The following is a 23,244-nucleotide window of genomic DNA, read 5'->3' as shown; positions in this document are numbered from 1 at the left end:
ATAATAAACAGTAAGGATTTCGCAATGGAAAATATCGTTATTGTCAGTGCCGTGCGTACCGCAATCGGCAACTTTAACGGCGCACTGGCGGGTGTCAGTGCCGTGGAACTCGGCTCGGCAGTGGTCAGCGCGTTACTGAAAAAAACGCAGCTGGAACCGGGGCTGGTGGATGAAGTGATTATGGGGAATGTGTTACAGGCCGGACTCGGGCAAAACCCGGCGCGCCAGATCCTGCTGCGCAGCGGTATACCGGAAAGTGCCTGTGCTTTCACCGTCAATAAAGTGTGCGGCTCCGGCCTGAAGAGTGTCGCGCTGGGTGCACAGGCGATCAGCAGCGGTGACGCGGATATTATTATTGCGGGCGGCACGGAAAATATGAGTCAGGCGCCGTATCTGCTCGACAGCCGGGCCCGCCGGGGTTACCGCCTGGGTGACGGTGTGGTGCATGATGTGATCCTGCGTGACGGGCTGTTATGTGCCGAGAATAACTATCACATGGGGATCACGGCGGAGAACATCGCCAACGCCTATAATCTGACCCGCGAAGAGCAGGATGCACTGGCGCTGTCCTCACAGCAGAAAGCCGTCAGCGCGATTGAGCGTGGCGCCTTTAAGGCGGAAATCGTGCCGGTGACGGTGAAAAGCCGTAAAGGGGATATCGTGGTGGATACCGATGAGTTTCCGAAAGCCGGATCAACGGCAGAAGGGCTGGCGAAACTGCGTCCGGCTTTTGATAAAGCGGGAACCGTCACAGCCGGTAATGCTTCCGGTATCAATGACGGTGCGGCGGCGCTGATGCTGATGACAGAAACCCGTGCCAAATCACTGGGACTGACACCGCTTGCCCGTATCCGCGGTTATGCTTCCGGCGGGGTTGCGCCATCAATGATGGGTCTGGGGCCGGTTCCGGCCACGCGGAAAGTGCTGGAAAAAACGAGGCTGTCACTGAAGGATATCGATCTTATCGAAGCCAACGAAGCATTTGCCTCCCAATTCCTCGCGGTCGGCCGTGACCTGGGTTTTGATCCTGAAAAAGTAAACATCAACGGCGGGGCGATTGCCCTGGGCCACCCGATTGGTGCAAGTGGTGCCCGTATCCTGGTGACATTGCTGCATGCATTACAGGCTCAGAATAAAACCACCGGACTGGCGACACTGTGTATCGGTGGCGGGCAGGGGATTGCGATGGTGATTGAACGTCTGTAATCCGGTGAAATAACAGGCAGATATTCAGCTGGTGGCAGGATAACGGTCACCGGCTTTTTTGCGCCGTTTTCGGTATTTTTGACAAAATCTGAAGTAAGTTAATTTCCCGGGTAAAATATTTACATTAATTTAATTTATTAAATGTGGTTTGATAGTCATATTAGGATGAGTTTTCATTCTGTTATGCTGAAATCCGAGGTGTGGGATCAAACACACCTTTTCACATCCTGTAAAAGCTCGGAATTTTTATTCGAATGGAGTGAAAACATATTTTTTTTCTAATTATTTGGTATATAACACTTATTTTACCAATTCATTGTTCTTTCGATCGATTTATATTTTGTAATATTATCTCGTTACACTATGATTTTAAAGGTGAAACATATAGAAACATCCGGTCTCATTTTCCCTTTCATGTACTCATAAACAGTATAACCTTTGGTTTTTCAAAAATGCCCCTATCTGCGATAAACTACTTATAGTTTTAAGTGTTTTCTCCGGGATCAGTGAGCTAAACAAGGAATTTTAGTGATGGTCTTTATAGGGTTATTGATTAATGATGAAGAAATATGCGGTATCCGAAGCTATCGGACAGGTTATCAGACAATACCGGACCAATGCAGGTCTGACCACAAAGCAGCTGGCACACAGAATAGGGATCAGTCAGCAGCAGCTTTCGCGTTATGAGCGGGGGGTAAACCGTATTGATGTGGACACGCTGTTACGTATCAGTCTGGCGTTCAGACTCACTCCGGGGCGTTTTTTTGAGGAAATGAATACAACCGGCACCGGGCTGGATGACATTATTTATGAAAATGAAGACGGGGATATTCAGGAAATCCGGATGAGCCTTATTGCGGACAGCATTATTTCGCCGCGTGATTTTTAATTACGATTATTTCCGCTTTTAAATAAAAAAGACAGACCGGTACAGTTTATTTACGGATTACTGTACGGGTTTGCCGTGCCCGCCATCCGGCAGAAATAAAACAGTAATACCGATGACAGGGTGGCACCGGGATCGATTTCAGGCGAAAAAAAGCGGGAGAGGGTATCTCCCGCAATATACTGACCAATTAAGGAACTTAATAATATTGTGGTCAGAAGGACAGAGGTTTTTTTATTCAGACTGCGGTGCTGAGTTTTTTAACTTTCCGGAACCGGTGCTGTGACCGGTTCCGGGGTTTTACTTTATTTCAGTCAGTGCGGGGCACCGACGGATGGCCTGTTTTCTCTTACACGTCACTCAAGGTATTTGAAGAACGGTGCGATGAGCAGCAGGATACCGAAGCCCATAACACACCAGGCTTTCCAGTCTTTGAATTTTTTCAGTTTCGCGACACGGAATACCAGGTAAACAGGAATTAAGCAGGAAACGATAGCGTATAACGGGCTGCCAATCTGGAAGAAGACAACCACGGAGAACCCTGTTGACACCCATGCAGTCAGTAATGCAACGATGAAGACAGAGATACAGACGTTTAATACAGTATGGTTGATTTTCTCTTTATCCATGAAGCGGGAAAGGATGTTAACCGCAAGCCCTTTCACGGATTCCTGGAAGCCCAGATAGATACCGAAGAATGCTGTCAGAACCGCAAAGATGTTCAGAACGGTGGTCATCACACTCACGACCGCGCCCGGAATAACCTGAGCAGCAATAGCCAGTGCAGAGATGTTCTGTTCAAACGCGGATACGGCCTGCTCATGACTGATAGAAAACGTAAAGGAGAATGAGAAGAACAGGATGATAGTCACCAGGGTGATATAGGCCACGCGGTGGGCGCGGATAGCACGGTAGGTGGCAACACGTTTGTCTGATTCCAGTTTGCGGTATGCGATGTTCATCGGGTTCAGGATCTGAACGAAGACCGCAGAGAAGAACGCAAACGGTACAGTCAGCAGCACGTCACGGGTAAAGTCACCAATCGGCGGGAACGCAGTGATGTTATTGAAATCCCAGTGAGGGATCATCACCAGACCCAGCGATACAATGATACCGACTTTCACGATAACCATCGGACCGGAGATTTTAAACAGCAGCTTCTCGCCCTTGGAGGCAATGAAAATCAGTGCGGCAAAGACAGCCACACGATAGATCAGTGAGCTTGAAAGCACACCCTCTGTCACACCGAACGTATGGAGATAAGAGGCACTGTCGAAAATAACAGAGAGAGAGTAAATAAAGATACCGTGGATAAGCATCAGGAAGTAAATAACCCCCAGAGCCACACCCCAGTTACTGCCCAGATACTGTGTGATTATGTTTGTGTAGTCTTCACATTCTTCACTTTCAGACAGCGTATTCATGTACAGCTTCTGCAACATATAGGTTGCCGGATACGCAATCATGAAAGCTAAAATAAATACCCAAATACCTTTCAGACCGATCTGAATCGGCATTACAACGGTACCGGCACCGATCGCCATACCAATACAAAGCACTACCCAGCCGGCGTCATACATTGTAAATGGTATTTTGCCCAGCGCTTTCGCGGAATTCTCGGTTGAGGTCATGTCCGCCATACTAAGCCCCCTTGGTTTTCATAATAATTTATTGTGATTATGGTTTCTAAAAAATTTCAGCACTGCGTTGTTCTTTTTATTACCGCTAAAAATAACCTGTTAAATACTTAAAAAGCACGCCGGAGAGAATTCAGAGTGGCTCTCAATGAATTTTTCCGCGTGCTTCGTGTACTCACCCCGTCTGTGTGTTAACGGCAAATGAGGTGAGTACATACTGCAGGACTTAATTTTCCGCTCTGATCTTAAGCAACTGCTTTCGCAATAGCCTGTTCCAGGTCAGCAATGATGTCTTCAGGTGTTTCCAGACCGACAGAGATACGAATCAGACCATCGGTGATACCTGCTTTCAGACGCTCTTCAGCCGGAACCGGAGAGTGAGTCATTGATGCAGGGTGCTGAATCAGCGTTTCAGTATCGCCCAGGCTTACTGCCAGCATGCATAACTCAACAGAGTCCATCACTTTACGGCCTGCTTCGATACCGCCTTTGATTTCAAAGCTGATCATACCGCCGAAGTTGCTCATCTGTTTTTTCGCTAACTCGTGCTGCGGGTGAGACGGCAGACCAGGGTAGAATACCGCTTCCACGTTCGGGTTAGATTCCAGATATTCAGCCACTTTCATTGCGTTAGAGCAGTGGCGTTCCATACGGACGTGCAGTGTTTTCAGACCGCGCAGGGTTAACCATGCGTTGAACGGGCTCATGACACCACCGGTGATGTCTTTAACACCGACCAGACGGGCAGGAACCAGGAAGTCAGCAGGTCCGACAATCACACCACCGATAACATCACCGTGGCCGTTGATGTATTTGGTCACACTGTGAACCACGATGTCTGCACCTAATTCCAGAGGACGCTGGCAGTACGGAGACATGAAGGTGTTATCCACAACCAGCATTGCGCCGCCTTCGTGAGCAACATTTGCCGCAGCTTCGAGGTCGATCATTGCCAGAGTCGGGTTAGCCGGAGTTTCGACGTAAACCATTTTGGTGTTTGGTTTCATAGCCGCTTTGATGTTCGCAGGGTCATTTGCGCGAACGAAAGTGACTTCGATACCGAATTTAGGCAGGGTGTGAGACAGCAGAGCATAAGTACAGCCGTACAGAGTGTCAGAAGCAACGATATGGTCGCCCTGGCCGCACATAGTCAGGATAGTGGTAGAGATTGCTGCGATACCGGAAGACGTCGCCAGAGCTGCTTCGCCGTTTTCCAGTACACGCATTTTTTCTTCTAATGCTGCGTTAGTAGGGTTACCTAAACGTGAGTAGATATAACCTTCTTCTTCTAATGCGAAACGTGCTGCCCCTTGTGCTGCGCTGTCGAAGACGAATGTAGAGGTCTGATAGATTGGGGTTGATAACGCACCAGTCAGTGGATCAGCCTGCTGGCCGGCGTGAACAATCTTAGTGTCATAACCTTTATTCGTATAATCGTGCATAAATCCTCCAAAGAATAATTTTTTATTATGCCAACATGTGCTGTTGTTGCAGTAATAAAAGCAATAGCCGTGCCAACTCAGGATTTATTTTTATAACATATTGAATTAAAAGATATAAATAATTTTAAGACATAGCTTAGATGAAGTAAGAACAAAAGAAGTGGAAAGCAGAGTGTAAGTAAAAATGACAAGGTGTAAAGAAAATTGACAGTGGGTTGCCACTTTCTGATAGTGAGGTTAATCATATTGGGGGATAAAACCGGACTTGCGTCACATTATAGCCTCAAAAGGGAAGAGTGATCCAGATCTCTTTTTAAATTTTCCTCTGAATCGATACGTCCGGCGGTTGATAATGATCAACGTCAGGAATAATCAATTCCATTAGTTATCGCATTTTTAATGATTTACCACTTCAATTAATGCAGGCATAAGGCTGATAACGGATAGGCTTTTTTCATAGAATTGAGATATCTGGCGGGTACAAGGCAGCTGAACTTGTTTATAGTACAGAATGTAACAGAACCCAAAATAACAATTATACTCTGTATGATAAGCCCGCTTATTATATGGTTTTTTTATTGCGCACTATTTTGTTGTATTTCGCCCTTTGTTCACCTCTTCATGGGTACCTTAAATAGGTTAACTCTGGCAAGGTAGGTGAAAAATGAGCACTACATACACTAACCGGGAGTGACTAAACACATGTCTGCATATAGATGGTTAATTAATACCATTGACCGCGTCGCCATGGTGGAAGAAGTCATCAATGAGTTTTCGGCCTCCGGGATCAGCATTAATTCCATGGAAGTCTTTCCGTGCAAAATTTATGTCAAATTCAATACGGGGTGCGAACAGGATGTTAAGCTGCTGCTGAGCAAACTCCTGCTTAATCCTGATGTTATCAGCGTCACCCGTTCCAAATTACAGCCCTACGAGCGTAAAGAAAAAGAATTACAGGCAATTCTGGAATCCACCACGGATGGCATTATCGGTATCAATAATCAGGGTAATATCAACTACTTCAATAAAGTGGCGGAAGATTTTTTCTCGATCTCACGGGAAAATATTGTCGGCGTCAATATCAGCAAAATTCTCAGCGGTAAAAACCAGGCCGTGCTCACCAAACTGCTCGGCGGCAACAGTTTCGATCACTATCAGATGGTCACCGGTACCCCGAAAGGGGAGTTGTACTATATCTGTTCCGGTCGTCCGATTCTGAGTGAAGAGTCCCAGGTGATGGGGGCGGTGATCACCTTTAAAAGCCTGCGTTCAGTGCAGCAAATGGCATCGTCGGTGAATAAAAGCCTGCCGTTCAGCTTTGATGACATTATCTGTGAAAGCGAAGTCATGATGAATCTGATTGATTTTGCTAAGAAAATCTCAATAAGCCCGTATACCGTGCTGATCCGCGGTGAAACCGGTACCGGGAAAGAGCTGTTTGCCCGCGCCATTCATAACGCCAGCGATCGCAGTGCGCATCCGTTTGCACCGATTAACTGTGCGGCACTGCCGGAAAACCTGATTGAGAGTGAGCTGTTCGGTTATGAGGGCGGCGCGTTCAGCGGTGCCAGCAAGGGCGGAAAGATGGGGTTGTTTGAATCCGCCAACCACGGTACGGTGTTTCTGGATGAATTCGGCGAGCTTTCTCTTATCCTGCAAAGTAAATTATTGCGGGTATTACAGGAAGGTGTGATCCGCCGGGTCGGCGGGCATAAAGAGATCCCGGTGGATGTGCGGATCATTGTGGCGACCAACCGGAATCTGGAAGAGATGATCGAGAACAAATCGTTCCGTGAAGATCTCTATTACCGGATCAACGTGATCCCGATTAATATCCCGCCACTGAAAGAGCGGAAAACTGATATCCCGCTGTTATTGCAGCGTTTTATCAGTAAATATACAACGGAACTGAATAAACAGCTCAGTCTGTCCCAGGATGCATATCACCAGTTAATGGCCTATTCCTGGCCGGGCAACGTGCGGGAACTGCAAAACGTGATTCTGCGGGCCATTCATCTGGCTTCCGGGCGGGAAATTACCGTCGGTGACTTATGGCTGCCCCATGAGGAAGTGATGGCGTCCCCGGTGGGCCGGCCGCAGCCGGTACCGAAAACGGAAATACCTCCTGTGGCCTTACCGGTGCAGGCAGACATTAACCTGAAAGAGTCCCTTGCGCGGCAGGAAAAAAGCCTGCTGGAAGATTATCTGCGCCGCTATGGTTCAGCCCGTAAGGTGTCCCGTGAAATCGGGATGTCCCACACCACCGTACTGAATAAAGCCCGCTATTATAATCTGGAGCATCTGCTGACCTACAGCACGGTGCGCCGGTCAGCAGACAAAACAGATTAATACGGATTGTCATCCCCGCCGGCAGCGGCCCGGCGGGCGGTTTCGTAAGCATCGATAGCCCTGATCCTCGCCATCCGGTGATCAACCACCGGTTGCGGATAATCAATCTCCCGCCGGTTTTTCTCCGCCCATTCATGGGGCGTGTGAATGTATTTCGCAGGTACTTCTGCCAGTTCCGGCAGCCAGCGGCGGATAAAACTGCCGTCCGGGTCAAACCGTTTACCCTGGGTGACCGGGTTGAAAATCCGGAAATACGGTACTGAATCATGACCGGTGGAGGCCGCCCACTGCCAGCCACCGTTATTGGCGGCAAATTCACCGTCAATCAGCTGCGACATAAAATAGTACTCACCGCGCCGCCAGTCAGTCAGTAAATCCTTGACCAGAAAACTTGCCGTGATCATCCGCAGGCGGTTATGCATCCAGCCGGTTTCATTCAGCTGACGCATGGCGGCATCGACCAGCGGGAACCCGGTTTTTCCCTGCTGCCAGGCAAGCAACCCGCTGCTGTCCGGTGACCAGACAATGGCCTCTGTCCAGCGTTGCATCGGGCGGTGACGGCTGATATCCGGATGCTGTGCCAGCTGATGCAGATAAAATTCCCGCCAGATAAGCTCACTGAGCCAGGTATAAGCGCCGCTTTCCGGCTCATCGGCGACCATCGGGAAATGCAGGCGCAGGCTGGTCAGACACTGGCGCGGGGACAATATCCCGGTGGCAAGATAGGCGGAGATGCGGCTGGTACCGTCAATCGCCGGGAAATCCCGCTCTGTTTTGTAATCCGCAGCGTGCTTCTGACAAAAATCCGCCAGCCGCTGCAGCGCGGCATCTTCCCCGGAAGGGAAAAGAGCATGCTCCTGTTGCGGCAGGTTAAGCGGTACCGGGGAAACCGGCGGACCTTTGGCATCCGGCACCGGCAGCACACGGACGGTGGTCTGCATCAGTGCGGTGAGAAACGCGCGCCGGAACGGGGTGAATACTTTGTAGAGGCCGCCCTGTTGTGTGCTCACACTGCCCGGCGGCAGCAGAACACTGTCATCAAAGGCATAAAAACGGCAGGTATCCGGCAGACGGGCAGCAAAGCGGGCATCACGGCGCTGTTCATTCAGTCCGTACTGTTTATTGACATAGACAGCGGGGATACGATGTTCCCGGCACCATGCGGCCAGCCAGTCAGCGGCATCCTCAAAGGTATTGCACGGCTGCACATGCAGGGTGATCCCGAGTGCGGCTGCGGATGTGTTCAGTGCGTGCAGCTGACAGAAAATCAGCGCCTGCTGTGACGGGGACATAGCGTGCTGCTCCCACTGTCCCGGCGTGAGGGTAAAAATCAGTTTTACCTTCCGGTGTGCCTGACAGGCGGCGTAAAGCGCCGTGTTATCTGTCAGCCGCAGATCGTGCCGCAGCCAGACAACGGCCGGTGCTGAATCCGTCATAACGTTACCTCCCGCATAAATAATAAAAAGGCCCGCATCCGGAGAGGCGGGCCTGAGCAGGACATCAGTCCAGTTTAGGGTGCTGATCAATCAGTGACTGACGGCGTTTCTGTAACGCGGCAATCTCCTCATCAATCGCCTCAATCTTGTGTTCGATATTATCGTAATGCTCGAGCAAAATCTCTTTGGCTTCCGCACGGTCAGATGCCGCCGGTGTGGCTCCGCGTAACGGCTTATTGGCGGTTTCTTTCATCACAATCGCGGTAACGGCCCCGATAACGGCAATGACCATCAGATAATAGGCCGGCATATACAGGTTATTGGTCACTTCGACCAGCCAGGCGGCGGCTGTCGGGGTGGCACCGGCAATCAGCACGGAGATATTGAACGAGATAGCCAGCGCACTGTAGCGGATTTTTGTCGGGAAAATGGCCGGTAAAATAGAGGCCATTACACCGGTAAAGCAGTTCAGCAGCACTGCCAGGATCAGTAAGCCTAAGAAAATCAGGCCGATGACATCACTGTTAATCAGCATAAATGCCGGAATGGCCAGCACAAATAACCCGATACTGCCTGCGAGAACAAACGGTTTACGGCCGATGCGGTCACTCATCATCCCGATCAGCGGCTGTACAAACAGCATACCAATCATAATCGCGATAATAATCAGCACACCGTGATCCGCACTATAATTCAGGTTATGCGACAGATAACTCGGCATGTAGGTCAGCAGCATGTAATAGGTGACGTTGGTGGCAATCACCAGCCCGACACAGATCATCAGACCTTTACCGTATTGTGAGGCAATGCTGCGCAGTGAAACACGGGGCTTATCTTCGCCGGTTTCCGGGTTGGCGTTTTTCATATCCTCAACATGCTGCTGGAAAGCCGGGGTTTCCTCCAGGGCATGACGCAGATACAGGCCGATCACGCCCAGCGGCAGCGCCAGGAAGAACGGAATACGCCAGCCCCATTCGCGGAAGGTTTCTTCGCCGAGAATACTGGAGATCAGAACCACCACACCGGCACCGCAGACGAAACCGGCGATGGAGCCGAAGTCCAGCCAGCTGCCCATAAATCCGCGTTTACGATCCGGTGAATATTCCGCTACAAAGATAGCTGCACCGGAATACTCACCGCCCACGGAGAAACCCTGAGCCAGTTTTGCCAGCAGTAACAGAACCGGTGCCCAGATCCCGATACTTGCATAAGACGGGATCAGACCGATACAGAAGGTACTGACGGCCATAATAATGATGGTGACGGAAAGGACTTTCTGACGGCCGAATTTATCGCCCATAATGCCGAAAAAGACCCCGCCCAGCGGACGTACCAGAAACGGTACGGAGAACGTGGCTAACGCCGCGATCATCTGTATGCCCGGAGAGGCGGAAGGGAAGAAGACCTGACCCAGCACATATGCCAGGAAGCCGTAGACCCCGAAGTCAAACCACTCCATGGCATTACCCAGTGAGGCAGCGGTAATGGCTTTCTTTAATTTTCCATCATCAATAATAGTAATATCATTGATATTTAAAGGTTTTTGTTTTATTTTCTTGCGTCTCATCGTTGTATCCTTTTGTTTTATGACGGGGATTCACGTGACTGAGATTCACTCAAACCCACAACGACTCTTTATATATAGTGAATTCATCGGTAGCAGGAGATTTTTAATACCAACATAGTAAGTATAAATACGTGTTTTTTTCCCGTATTCATGTTTCCCGTTAAACAGATTGATTATCGGGTATAACGCCGCTAACGGCAGACGGCACAGGAAACCGAAGACAGGACAGGAAGAATAGGAAAGTAGTGTGTTGTAATAACCAAAAAAAGCCCCTTTCTTTTTAAACGAGGTCACCTAATTTAGCATAAATCATATTTTTTGTAAAACCAGTGGTTTTTTGTACTGATTAATACCGTGTATTTGGCATTTAACTCCCGTGATCACAATATGTTCAGTGCTGTTTTTTTCTTAAAAATCAGTGAAAATACAGTCTGTTCTGAAAATAATATCGTTTGGTTTGTTATTTTTTCAGCGGTTTTATTTCGTAAAAGGAGGAATAAGTGGCGTCAAAATCGGATGTATTTTAAATTATAAGTGAAATTATCATATAGTGGTTGAACGGTAAGCAAAATATAGGGCTGTTCCGCAAGACTGACAATGTTATCAGTATGTTTCACCTGATTTCTCAATTTTCTGTATACACTTTCCCGATAATTACATCCATTGTAATTAATACATAATCACTGTACTCAATGATTTCTTCACGTAATAATAAGATAAACTTTGGCGTTATATGCTGAATATGAAAATATTACAGTGATATCTGTTAATAGCAATTTAAGAAATATATAAATGTTTCAAGATATATCGTTTTTTTTCCATTTAATTGGGGTTTCTTACTCTATTAAAGCCAAATAATTACTATTTTATACCACGAATATGTCATTTTATTTTTAGTGATTTGTACCTAGTTCAGGGATGGGAGTAAAGGTAAATATACTATAATACAGTGGGTTATCACTCTTTCGCACACCGAATAATTCTTTTTTTTACAATCCGTTAAGTGCAGGAACGGCAGGTTTCAATTTGGTAAATGAATATGTAATATGTGTTTCAACATGTGTACGGGGATGGTTTGCATCAGTACATTCATGCGGAAGTTAAAACAACAACAAAGAGTAAAACTTTGTGAATATCAATTGGTCCACTTTCTTTAATAAACGCATATTTTTGTTAGTTATCAGAGAGGAATCTGATGATTATCACAGCCATATGTGAGGGATAGCGACATGACCAAAGCAAAAAACTCGATAGCGCGTGCTGTCGGGCAAAAAATTCAGGTGTTACGGAAAGATCACGGTATTACTGCCGCAAGACTGGCTGAAATGATCGAAATCAGTCAGCAGCAGATGTCACGTTATGAACGTGGTGTAAACCGTGTTGATGTGGATTGTTTAGTCCGTATTGCGGATATCTTTGAAGTGCCGGTTGGCTGGTTCTTCACCGAAATTGAAGGCCGGAGTAAACGCGACAGCGGGAATGAGCGGGAATCCTGGAAAGCAGAAACCGTTATTTTGCCGGTCGAATCTGAACTGATGTAATTTCGTGATATTGAGTGATACTGAATCTCATCTCAAAAATCCGTTATTAGTCCGCTAATAACGGATATCGCTTTTTACGGGACGTGTTTATTTCTTCATCACCCGCCTTGTGCTATCATCCTGATACACAGCATGTTGTATTACTCTTATAACCCTGTTATTAATCATTTTAATATTTTTAATCCGTTTTATAACTGGATAAATAAGCAATGAACATTAATCAGCTCAAAAGTTTTGTTGAGGTGGTCAGGAGTGACTTTAATATCACGAATGCCGCCGAGAAGCTGTACACCTCGCAGCCGACAGTGAGCAAACAGCTTAAAATTCTTGAAGATGAACTGAACGTTTCTTTATTCAACCGGAAAAATAATAACTTATTATCGCTCAGTCCGATTGGTGAAGAAGTTCATCGTGTTGCCTGCGATATTCTTGCGCAGTTTGATAAAATTAAAAGTCTGGTGTCTCATGAAGATACCACGACAAAACAGAATCTCCGTATTGCCACCACCCATACGCAAATCCGTTATAAATTACCGAAAGTGATTGAACGTTTTAATGCGCGTTACCCGAATATTTCGCTGCATTTCCATCAGGGAGCGCCGGCACAGCTGGCGGAAATGGTGAAAAACGGGGATGTGGATTTTGCAATCGCCACCGAATCCCTCCATCTGTATGACGATTTACTGACGCTGCCGTGCTATCAGTGGTCCCGCAGTGCGATTGTGCCGCACGATCACCCGCTGGCACAGAATGAGCAGCTGACGATTCAGGAGCTGGCTCATTATCCGCTGATCACCTATGTATTCGGATTTACCGGCCGTTCCAAGCTGGATCAGGTTTTTTACCAGAACCACCTGACGCCGAATGTGGTATTAACTGCAGTCGATACAGAAATTATTAAATTCTATGTGAAGCGGGGAGCCGGTGTCGGTGTTATTTCCTCCGTGGCGTTTGATCCGGCGGAAGACAGTGATTCGCTGCGCTGTATTAATATCGGGAATCTGGTGAAGCCGAGCTATACCCATATTTGTATCAGCCGTCATACACATCTGAAGGATTATATGTATGACTTTATTTCCTGTTATGCGCCGCATCTTGACCTGAATTATATTCATCAGCCGGAACAGTGGCTGCCGGTTGATCCGAAAGCCCGTGACCGGCTCTACCGTGCATTACCTGAACTCTGATTCATTCGGTATTCCGGATAAAAAAAGCCCGGTAACGTTTGTTACCGGGCTTTGTGTTTGCTGTGTGTTATCTTTTTTAGCGGGTGGCAATATTAATAAAGATTTGCGCACCGATCAGCAGGCAATCGTCATCAACAAAATACGGATTGGCATGCAGATAGTTATTAATTCCTTTGGCTTTGTTACCGCTGCCGAGGAAATACATGGCACCTAATCTGTCTTTGGTGGCATTAATCATATAGCTGAAATCTTCACTGCCGGTCATCGGTTTACCGTTTGAATCAATATTTTCAGCCGGTAAGAAGGCTGCTGCCGCGTTTTTAATGACTTCCGCTGCCAGCGGATGGTTAATCACTGCCGGGTAACCACAGGCTTCCAGAGTGGTTTTAAAACCACCGGCTTCACTGCGGGCCACAATCTCTTTAAAGCTGGCTTTTAAGATCTTATCGGTTTCTTCATCCATCGAGCGGATGGTGCCGCGCGCCTGCACATAATCAGCCAGTGCATTCGGAATGGTACCACCGTTGATCATACCGCAGCCGAAAACGGCCGGGCTGAAAGGATCGGTTTTCTTGGCGACAATATAATCCATGTAATCAATGATGCGGGTGGCTTCGCGGATAGCATCCAGCCCTTTGTGCGGGGTGGAGCCGTGCGCGGAAACGCCGTGTACGTCGAGCGTCCAGGCAGAGCCGTAAGAGGACATCACACCCGCGTTAAAACGGATGCAGCCGGTTTCAATCGCGGCATCGTTGTGGAGCCCGTAGACTTCATCCACGCCGTCCATGCAGCCCATTTCCACCATTTTATCCGCACCCGGCACGCGCATATCTTCTTCCGCCATCTGGAAGACAAAACGGACGTTATGTGTCAGTTCATCACGATGTTCGCTCAGGTATTTTGCCGCGGTCAGCGCGATGGTCATATGGGTGTCGTGACCACAGTTGTGGGCGCAGCCTTCGTGTACGGAACTGTGCTCGTTGCAGGTCATGTCCGGCATTTCCAGGCCGTCGATGTCGGTGCGGTACGCAATCAGGCGGTATGCCGGATTGACGGTCAGTTCAGCGGTAAAGCCGGTGTATCCCTCAAACTGACGGATGGTATAGCCGAAGCTTTCCATCAGTTCACGGCAGTATTTTGAGGTTTTATATTCTTCACCGGACAGCTCAGGGATTTTATGTAAATCCTGGCGCGTTTTTTTGCTGAACGCCTCAAGCGCAAAGAGTTTTTCACTGACATTGTATTTATTGGTCATTACATTTACCCCGTAACTGAAACCGGTTGGTGTGCTGATAAAGAATCCCTGATGTAAGCGCGGGTATGACCGGAAACCGGTCATACCACAGCGCCGGCGCAACATGAGTACATTTTATTTTTACGAAAAAAAGTCTGCTTTCCGGAACCGGCGGGTTTCTGTCAGCAGCTGTTTTCGTTATTATTTGCAGGAGGGATTTTAACGTCAGTATTAAAAAAATGAGCGTGACAGAGATCGTGTTTATATCATATCAGTATTTCATGGTGCATGAATAATAAGGATGATCTCTGTGATAAATAATATAAATCCGACGATTTATATTATATTTATCTTTAATATCAAACCATTAAATAGATTTTCATTTCCCGGGTTTTTATACTTAATTTGTGTGAAATATAAATCATCCTCCCGGAATGACAATAACATTAATATTATTAAACAGAAGTTAAGATAAGAGTATTTATATATCCTCGCAGCCATTTTTGTATTATTCCGCCGGTTCTCCGGAAATACCCTGAATTAGTGCTGTAAATTTACCTTATTACTGGTGGTTTTATCTGCGGCGAGCCCGGGCTACACTGAATTGACAGGATAAACACACAGAGCAGACCGGTATTGTTCTGTGCGGCATCTTATTGCGAATCAGATTTATCACCAGTAAGAGGGAAGATTTACGATGAAGCAGACTGTAGCGGGTTATATCGCCAAAATGTTAGCGGATGCAGGAATCAACCGTATCTGGGGTGTCACCGGAGACTCACTGAACGGGTTGAGTGACAGTTTACGCAAACTGGGCAGCATTGAATGGATGGGCACCCGGCATGAGGAAGTAGCGGCGTTTGCCGCCGGAGCGGAGGCGCATCTGACCGGTAAACTGGCGGTATGCGCCGGTTCCTGCGGGCCGGGTAACCTTCACCTGATCAACGGATTATTTGATTGTCAGCGCAACCGCGTGCCGGTGCTGGCAATTGCCGCACATATTCCTTCCGGCGAAATCGGCAGCCACTATTTCCAGGAAACTCATCCGCAGGAGCTGTTCCGTGAATGCAGCGTCTATTGTGAACTGGTTTCCAACCCCGAACAAATCCAGCAGGTGCTGGGTATTGCTATGCGCAAGGCGATTCTGGAGCGCGGTGTGGCCGTAGTGGTCATTCCGGGGGATGTGGCATTAAGACCGGCACCGGAATCGGCCCGCAATGTCTGGTATGAGCCGTCTCTGCCGCTGGTAATGCCGCAGCGGGATGAGCTGGTGAAACTGGCGGATGCCCTTAACGGCGCGAAAAATATCACGCTGATGTGCGGCGCCGGGTGTGCCGGGGCGCATGATGAAGTCATCAAACTGGCGGAAACCCTGAAAGCACCGGTGGTGCATGCGCTGCGCGGCAAAGAGCATATTGAGTATGATAACCCGTACAGTGTCGGGATGACCGGGCTTATCGGTTTCTCTTCCGGCTATTATGCCATGGAAAATGCAGATACCCTGGTGCTGCTCGGCACACACTTCCCGTACCGCGCGTTTTACCCGGCCAAAGCAAAGATTATTCAGGTGGATATCAATCCGGGCAGCCTCGGCGCGCACTGCGCGGTGGATATGGCGGTCATCGGGGATATCAAAGCCACACTCAACGCCATTCAGCCGCGCCTGCAGGCCAAAGAGGATCACACCCATCTCGATGCGGCGCTGAAGCATTATCAGACCGCCCGCAGTGACCTTGATGCGCTGGCAACCACAAGTAAGCGGGAGCTGATCCACCCGCAGTATCTGGCGAAGAAAATCAGTGAGCTGGCGGATGATGACACCGTGTTCACCTGTGATGTGGGTACCCCGACTGTCTGGGCGGCGCGTTATCTCACCATGAACGGCAAACGGCGGCTGATCGGATCCTTTAACCACGGTTCGATGGCAAACGCCATGGCGCAGGCTATCGGTGCTCAGGCACTCGACCGCAAACGCCAGGTGGTGGCGATGTGCGGTGACGGCGGGTTCAGTATGCTGATGGGGGACTTCATTTCCCTGGCGCAGATGCAGCTGCCGGTGAAAATCGTCATCTTTAACAACAGTGTGCTGGGCTTTGTGGCCATGGAGATGAAAGCGGGCGGTTATCTGACTGACGGCACCGATCTCCGCAATCCGGATTTTGCCGCAATGGCCAATGCCATGGGAATTAAAGGGATCCGCGTTGAAGACAGCGAATCACTGGATGATGCACTGAAAACTGCATTTGCCCATGACGGTCCGGTTTTAGTGGATGTGGTGACCGCAAAACAGGAACTGGCCATGCCGCCGGAAATTAAGTTTGAGCAGGCCAAAGGCTTCAGTCTGTATATGCTGCGCGCGATTATCAACGGGCGTGGTGATGAGATTGTGGAGCTGGCAAAAACCAACTGGCTGCGCTGAATCCGCAGAGAGAAAAAATGCCGCGATTGCGGCATTTTTTGCTCAGTACCCGGCGGCGGACTCCAGCCGCCACAGGTGGGCGGCCATCAGAGCCCGCCAGGGCGCGAAATCTGCCAGCCATTCCTGCGTTTCATCCGCCGTTATTTTTTCATCCCGCGCCAGCAGGCGCTGCAGATTACGCCGCACCGCAACATCGCCGTGCAGTGAGCCGTTCAGATAGTTAAAGCCGCGCAGCAGAGCATAGCTGACTGTCCAGGTACCGATACCCTTTATCGCCGTCAGTGAGGCGGAAACCGCATCCGCATTATCCGGTGTAACCACATCCGGCAGCATCAGCGCCCCGCTTTCCAGTTGTTCGCTCAGCGCCAGCAGGGCATTGGCTTTACCGACAGAAAAACCGCAGCTGCGCAGCCCGTCAAAACCGGTCTGTAAAATATGAGCTGCGTCCGGATAGCACCACAACCCGGAGGAGTGACGCAGGCCGGTATGCTGAATCAGGCGGCGGCGGATAGAAATCGCTGCCTGAACACTGATCTGCTGCCCGATAATCGCCCAGTTAATGGCTTCAAACGGCGTGGCGGACTGGTAGATCCGTAATCCTTTCTGCCGCCTGATCAGCGGCCCGGCCAGCGGGTGATCCTGATACTGTTCTTCGAATGCCTCTACCGGCTGGATCAGACCGAGCATATGCCGGGCGAGATGATGCATACAGGATTCGTCTTCCGGCAGGAGCCCGGGGCTGTCTGCACTGAGGGTGACACGGGCTTCCCCGGCGCGGATTTCCAGGGTCAGCAGGGCGGGATGACCATGCAGGCAAATCCCTTTCATCACCCGGTTCCCTGTGACTTCTTCAGCCACATGGTGGTTATCACGTAAATGAAATGCGAGAAAATCCGCTGTATGATAAGGCTCGGGTAACGGAACGGCAATCGTCAGATTTTTGTTATTATTCAACTTTTCATACCTCAGTACAGGGCGGGTAACTGACCGGATTATAGTCGTTTTCATGTCCGGGTGTGTCATTTCGGATGAAATGTTTATTTACAAAATAATAGGTGGATTATTCTGAATGAACTCCGGATATAAAATGTGGTACTTATACGTATGAACAAATGAGTTTTATTTCAGCATATTCATTTTTTGCCGTTGTCTGTGTGGCATAACCGGGACAAAAGCAGAGGTTATTGTTGCCACAATGAATATAATTGACGCCCGGTGTTTCATGTTCCCCGGAGGAAGAGTTCAGCCGGAGATAGTTACAGCACAGCAGTACAACTCAGAGCGGATAAAGGCATTACCGATGGATATAAAACAATATTACCTTGAGGTTGCGGAAGGTAAAGGTAAGAGGATGACGTCGGAGGTAGTGGCATTCCCTCCCTCGCGGCTCAACCTGGCAGAATTAGAAGAGCGTCTGGCATCACAAACCTTTTTCACACAGGGTGATATTGAATACGCGGAGCATGATGAGAACAGCTTTTATTACACCTGTCATTACGGTGATGAAAAACTGCTGTTTCTGGTGTCACTGGCACCGCGGGCACCGGAACTGGAAATTAATCCTTATTATTCAACCGATCCGCTTTCCCCCGGATTACTGGCCGAAGTCAACCAGACCGGGCAGGACATCTATGTTGAATGTCTTCTGCAGAATGATGTACTGAGAAGTTACCGGTATCAGCTGAAAATGGTGCAGATTCTGGTGCCGGATTTGCTGCTGGGTATTGATATTTCGGCAGCCGGGCGCGGGTTTACCCGTGAGTGGCTTAATTTTCAGCTGGAAAATGACGTGCAGCTGAACATTGAATCCCTGTATACCATTCATGCAATTTATGACACGGAAAATTCCCCGCCGACCATGTACTGGTTCCACACACACGGCCTGCTGCGCTGCGGGATCCCGGAAGTCGAACTGTTGCTGCCGCATACCATTAATGCCTACTACGGCATTCCTGATCTGCTGCGCAGTTTTATCGGGCAGAGTCTTAATGAAGGCAAAGTGCTGTTCAATGAGCCGATATTGTGTGGTCAGACTGAAAAACAGCTGGAATATATTGTGGCACTGCCGTATCAGGAAGGGATCCGTCAGATCAACAAAAATACCCCGATCGATCAGCTGAAGCCTCTGGAAGCGATTGATTACTCTCACGATAATATGCCGGAAAATGAATTTCTCGGTGATCGCGGTGATCGCGATGATCAGCATGACCATCCGTCCTGTATGCTGTTCCGGGTAAATGAAAGTTCGCCGGTGTTACAGACATTTTTCCGTGGTTTTGACGACGATGCAACCATTATGTTTTACCGCCCGAACAGTGAAACTCATGAAATGGCCGTAAAAGCACGGCTGCGCTGGCACTATTTTGCCCAGATGTTTACGGAATACGGGCAGCCGGTGGTTAAAACGAAAAAAAGTCTGCTCGGGGGATTATTCGGTAAAAAAGCCGGTGAGGAGGAGGATGAGCATCCGTGGGCGTTTATGGTCAAATGCGGCATTCCTTACGGGGATGATGATGACCTGGAGCACATGTGGTTTATCCCGGAAACACTGGATAATGACGTGTTTACCGGCAAACTCATCAACCAGCCGTTTTATGTTGAAGAGATGCAGGAAGGCGGTGTCTATCCGCTGAATACAGAAATGCTCACCGACTGGAATATCTATTTTTCCGGTGAAAAATACACCCCGGATACCATCTATCAGCTGCTCAGCCCGTCACAGGTTCACTGAGAACGGATTGTTCCGTAAAAAGCGCTCAAACGGAAATCGCCCCCGATAGTCGGACAACCAATTACCGGGGGTTTTTTGTACCTATGAGCAGTCTGACAGTGAACGGGCTGATTATTCGCAACAAGCCCGTTATAGCCAAAGCAGGTAATTACATGAATCTGTAATTTAAATTATCAGTTCGCCAATATCGTTACGATAATTCTGTTTCTTTAGAAAAATCAAAACCTAACAATCCAATTTCTTCAACAAGCTTTCTAAATTTATCTGTGACAAAGACACCGCTAATATTTTCATTTATTGAAAACAAGTATTCATCTGTAATATTATTTTTAACCAGAACTAATTTTTCAAACATAAATCCTTTGGGATATTCAGTATAAATGGATTTCTGTTTATCTACGCATTCATACAAAACATTAGTTGGATAGTACCCAATAAATTTTTTCCGTTTACTTGCTGTTCTAACATTCAAGAATTGCCCCCTGGGATTTAAAATATCAAATAAATGGTTAACACCTAATTCACTGAAAACAAAAAATGGAGATAGAGAACCACTAAAATCAAATTGATAGTTTTTTTTACCGAAATTATTTGATCTTAACTCTAACAATATTTCAATATAATCATTACCAAACCGTCTCCATCCCTGATCTCTCGACCTTCCCATAATACTCTCTTCACCATCAGGATAGTCTTGAATAAAAGAACAATAATTTACCGTATCTGATTTCAAATAATAGACGTTATTTATCATAATATTGTATACCAGCTTGCATCTCGATTTGCAGAAGACAGGATGTCACGAATTTTTGATAACTCATCCAGAACACCTTGTTTTCCATTTAATTTATCAGCATCAATAATTCTTGTATTTACTGCATCAATATAATCACTTGGATGTCTGCCGTTATGTTTTATTCCTGATAATGCTTCATCAACATTATTTCTATTTGGCAGGAAAACACCATTTTTTGCATCATCAACATCAATACCATGTTTTTTCAGGATGTCTCTGGCTGGCTGGGCACGTTTAGATGTATCACCAACTATATGATGAGCGGCTGTATTTTCTGGCCTTACGGTTCCATCTTTAGTCATGTTATTGGAAAGTTTAACTGCACACCAGCCCCAAGGATCAACCCACCCGACCGGATTCGGCGCATACTGATACAGATTAATTCCGCCCATCAGCCCTATCGGATCCTGCTGGGTAAAGCGTCCCGTATCCGGCGCGTAGTACCGGAAGGTATTATAGTGCAGTCCGGTTTCTCTGTCGAAATATTGACCCTGAAAACGTAGATTCTGCTGTCCCCGGAAGCCCGGCACCGGGCGGGTTTCACGCCGTAATTTTCCCCACAGGCTGTAGTCGCCGTGCCAGATTATGCGCCCCTGACTGTCCGTCAGTTCTTCCGGCAGGCCGTTCAGGGCAACGGGGTAATACGCAATATCCGTTGTCTGTTTTTCCGGATGGTCAAAGCTTTCTATTCGTGCCAGCGGGTTATAGCTGCCGCTGTTATAAACGTAATGCAGAGTCAGATGCGCGGATTTACTGCTCTTCTCCGCTGCCAGCCGCAGGCCGTTCCAGCAGAACTGCACCGTTTCTTCCGGCACCCGGTTTTGCGGCGGCTGGTTCAGCCGCTGTGCCTGTACCGACTGCCAGACCCGTTTGGCGATCCGGCGCCCGAGGATGTCGTAATCATATTCCGCCCGCTGGTTCCCCTGCGGGTCATGCGCAAAGGTTACTGCGGTGATGCGGTGCTCCGCGTCATAGTGATAATGCTGACACTCCGCACTGTCCCGCACCCGGCGCTGTGCCATGCGCCCGAAACCGTCATACGTGTAGTCGTACTCTTCACTGGTGGTGACCTGGTTATTAAATGCCACCTGCCGCTGATGCCCCAGTAAGTTCGCCGCTTCATCATACAGAAACAGCTCTTCACTGAACCCGTTCAGACGCCGGGTCAGCTGCCCCAGCGGGTCATAACGGTACGTTTCATACTGCCAGTGACCCTGTGTTAACGGCGAATCCGCCTGTCCGTAACTGACACTGCGCTCTGTCAGGTTATTGTGTTTGTCCCAGGTATAACGTTTATCAATGGTGGCCGCCGTGACCCGCGAACTGTTCGCCCGCCGTGCTATCTGCGCGGTGATACGCCCGCTGCTGTCATACTCCGTCCGCTGATCAAGCCCGCCGGAGAGCCGGTTGCTTTCCCGGTGCAGCCGGTCGCGGCTGTATTCCGCCAGTACCGTCTGTTTTCCGCGCTCCCGCCAGTTCATCTGCTGAAGATGCCCGGAGCCGTAATACAGATAACTCAGTGACTGCCCGTCCGGCAGCTCTGTGCTGCTGAGATTGCCGTTGTCATCGTAACGGTGACGGTATACCCCGGCGCTGTTCCGCTCGGACAGCATCTGTCCGTTCAGATCATACTCAAATTCCAGGATATCCTGCCACGGCACTGCCTCCCCGCTGAGCTGTGCCGCTGACCAGGCGGTCAGCGGCGCACGCCGCAGTGTCAGGGCCGTTTTGCCGTACTGATACTCGGTGCGGTAATCGCGGTTGTCCCGGGCGGTCAGACGGCCGGCCGGATCATAGTGATACTGTTTTTGCCGGCCGATCAGATCCTGCTCACGGGTCAGGCGGTGCAGCGTGTCATACTCAAAGCGGTAGGATTCCTCTTTTTCATTGACCAGCGCTTTCAGCCGCCCGAAACGATCATAACGGAACCCGAGACGGTGCCCAGCCGGATCGGTACGCTCAGTGATTTGCCCGAAAATATTACGGGCGACGGTGATTTTTTTGCCGCCGCTGTCGGTAAAGCCGGTGACACGCCCGGCATCGTCATAGGAATAGCAGTTATCCCTGCCGTCCGGTAATTCCTCACGCAGAAGTTGTCCGCTCTCCGACCAGTGATAGCGGGTGGTCTGGCTCAGTGCATCGGTAATGGTGAGCAGTTGCCCGCGATCATCATAGGCCAGCGAGGTGTGATAACCGGAGCAGTCAGTGTGGCGGGTCAGTTGCCCGCGGGCATTGTAGCGGTAACGGGTGACACTGCCGCCCGGGTCAGTCTGCTGAAGACAATCCCCCTGTTCATCCCACACCCGCCGGGTGGTATGCCCCAGCGGATCCATATACAGGTGGATATCCCCTCTGGCAGTGTAAAACCAGTGATGCGCCGCACCATCCGGCATCACCTGAATCAGCGGAAACGCAAAGTCTTTATTCCACTCAATGGTGATACAGTCGCCGTTCGGATCCGTTTCAGCGGTCAGGTTACCGCGTTCATCGTAGGTGTATTGTGAGGTGTGACCGAGAGGATCAGTGGCTTTTTTCAGTTTACGCAGCCATGCATAAACGGGTTTATTGAGCGTTTTAACGGCTTATTCTGCCGTGAATTTTTAAATGGGTATTTATTGGAATCACTCAGTCAGGTGAAAGACATGGCCTGGTTCCGGATGCAGGATTACAACCGGAACCGGACAGTACCATTGAACTTCCCTCTGAAAGAGACGCCGGCTTCAGTGTTTATCATCAACTCAATTTTTGCAGCAAGCCAGATTATTCTGATGGAAGGATTAGTTTCTGTTTTTATGACCGGCCTTGTGAGCCGG

15 protein-coding genes and 1 pseudogene are annotated in these 23,244 nt (G+C 48.8%); 8 read left to right on the top strand and 8 right to left on the bottom strand.

The window, feature by feature from the left end; all coding sequences use genetic code 11:
- The first annotated feature begins 24 nt into the window (after positions 1–24).
- The gene (locus U868_RS0100520; protein WP_025151573.1) at positions 25–1,206 is read left to right on the top strand and encodes an acetyl-CoA C-acetyltransferase; all 1,182 of its coding nucleotides are present in this window, start codon (positions 25–27) and stop codon (positions 1,204–1,206) included.
- Positions 1,207–1,762: 556 nt separating this feature from the next.
- Positions 1,763–2,095 (top strand): helix-turn-helix domain-containing protein, encoded by a 333-nt coding sequence (locus tag U868_RS0100515; protein ID WP_025151572.1) that lies wholly within the window; start codon positions 1,763–1,765, stop codon positions 2,093–2,095.
- A gap of 353 nt (positions 2,096–2,448) precedes the next feature.
- On the opposite strand, the gene U868_RS0100510 is transcribed toward U868_RS0100515, so the two are convergent.
- Positions 2,449–3,732, bottom strand: a complete 1,284-nt coding sequence (locus U868_RS0100510; RefSeq protein WP_025151571.1) for an amino acid permease — start codon at positions 3,730–3,732, stop codon at positions 2,449–2,451.
- Positions 3,733–3,974: 242 nt separating this feature from the next.
- Complete coding sequence (gene megL / locus U868_RS0100505) at positions 3,975–5,171, bottom strand: methionine gamma-lyase (RefSeq protein WP_025151570.1); 1,197 nt, start codon at positions 5,169–5,171, stop codon at positions 3,975–3,977.
- A 702-nt stretch (positions 5,172–5,873) separates the two neighbouring features.
- Between megL and U868_RS0100500 the strand changes: the two genes are divergently transcribed.
- Positions 5,874–7,520, top strand: a complete 1,647-nt coding sequence (locus U868_RS0100500) for a sigma 54-interacting transcriptional regulator (protein WP_025151569.1) — start codon at positions 5,874–5,876, stop codon at positions 7,518–7,520.
- Here U868_RS0100500 and phrB read toward each other — a convergent pair.
- Both phrB and proP read right to left on the bottom strand, forming a co-directional pair.
- Positions 7,517–8,956, bottom strand: a complete 1,440-nt coding sequence (gene phrB / locus U868_RS0100495) for a deoxyribodipyrimidine photo-lyase (protein ID WP_025151568.1) — start codon at positions 8,954–8,956, stop codon at positions 7,517–7,519. The two genes, U868_RS0100500 and phrB, sit on opposite strands and share 4 nt — an antisense overlap.
- A 64-nt stretch (positions 8,957–9,020) precedes the next feature.
- Complete coding sequence (gene proP, locus U868_RS0100490; RefSeq protein WP_025151567.1) at positions 9,021–10,523, bottom strand: glycine betaine/L-proline transporter ProP; 1,503 nt, start codon at positions 10,521–10,523, stop codon at positions 9,021–9,023.
- Between the two features lie 1,229 nt (positions 10,524–11,752).
- Between proP and U868_RS0100485 the strand changes: the two genes are divergently transcribed.
- Together U868_RS0100485 and U868_RS0100480 are read left to right on the top strand one after the other, a co-directional pair.
- Positions 11,753–12,064, top strand: coding sequence for a helix-turn-helix domain-containing protein (locus U868_RS0100485; protein ID WP_024474721.1), 312 nt, complete (start codon positions 11,753–11,755; stop codon positions 12,062–12,064).
- 209 nt (positions 12,065–12,273) lie between these two features.
- Positions 12,274–13,251 (top strand): LysR substrate-binding domain-containing protein, encoded by a 978-nt coding sequence (locus tag U868_RS0100480; protein ID WP_025151566.1) that lies wholly within the window; start codon positions 12,274–12,276, stop codon positions 13,249–13,251.
- A gap of 76 nt (positions 13,252–13,327) precedes the next feature.
- Here the strand turns inward: U868_RS0100480 and U868_RS0100475 are convergent, their stop codons facing one another.
- On the bottom strand, positions 13,328–14,506 hold the full coding sequence (locus U868_RS0100475; RefSeq protein ID WP_025151565.1) for a M20 metallopeptidase family protein: 1,179 nt from the start codon (positions 14,504–14,506) through the stop codon (positions 13,328–13,330).
- Positions 14,507–15,182: 676 nt separating this feature from the next.
- Between U868_RS0100475 and poxB the strand changes: the two genes are divergently transcribed.
- On the top strand, positions 15,183–16,904 hold the full coding sequence (poxB, locus tag U868_RS0100460) for a ubiquinone-dependent pyruvate dehydrogenase (protein WP_025151564.1): 1,722 nt from the start codon (positions 15,183–15,185) through the stop codon (positions 16,902–16,904).
- A 42-nt stretch (positions 16,905–16,946) separates the two neighbouring features.
- On the opposite strand, the gene U868_RS0100455 is transcribed toward poxB, so the two are convergent.
- Entirely contained in the window at positions 16,947–17,858 is a 912-nt protein-coding gene (locus U868_RS0100455) for a DNA-3-methyladenine glycosylase family protein (protein ID WP_025151563.1), read from the bottom strand.
- 346 nt (positions 17,859–18,204) lie between these two features.
- Here U868_RS0100455 and U868_RS0100450 point away from each other — a divergent pair, with 346 nt between their 5' ends.
- A complete protein-coding gene (locus U868_RS0100450; RefSeq protein ID WP_025151562.1) occupies positions 18,205–19,635 on the top strand; it encodes a DUF4026 domain-containing protein in 1,431 nt (476 codons plus the stop codon).
- Between the two features lie 190 nt (positions 19,636–19,825).
- Here U868_RS0100450 and U868_RS0100445 read toward each other — a convergent pair whose 3' ends face one another.
- The gene (locus tag U868_RS0100445; RefSeq protein WP_025151561.1) at positions 19,826–20,389 is read right to left on the bottom strand and encodes a hypothetical protein; all 564 of its coding nucleotides are present in this window, start codon (positions 20,387–20,389) and stop codon (positions 19,826–19,828) included.
- The gene (locus U868_RS0100440; protein WP_051583000.1) at positions 20,386–22,824 is read right to left on the bottom strand and encodes an RHS repeat-associated core domain-containing protein; all 2,439 of its coding nucleotides are present in this window, start codon (positions 22,822–22,824) and stop codon (positions 20,386–20,388) included. Before U868_RS0100440 ends, U868_RS0100445 begins: the two co-directional genes overlap by 4 nt.
- Positions 22,825–22,974: 150 nt before the next feature.
- On the opposite strand from U868_RS0100440, the pseudogene U868_RS24300 reads away from it, so the two are divergent.
- Positions 22,975–23,115 (top strand): annotated as a pseudogene (locus tag U868_RS24300) (integrase core domain-containing protein); the annotation flags it as partial.
- Positions 23,116–23,244: the final 129 nt, after the last annotated feature.

The organism is Morganella morganii H1r (assembly GCF_000633515.1).
In the GTDB taxonomy this organism is placed as follows: Bacteria; Pseudomonadota; Gammaproteobacteria; order Enterobacterales; family Enterobacteriaceae; genus Morganella; species Morganella morganii_B.
The sequence above is the reverse complement of the archived record's forward strand: the minus strand, read 5'-3'. Positions and strand labels throughout refer to the sequence as shown.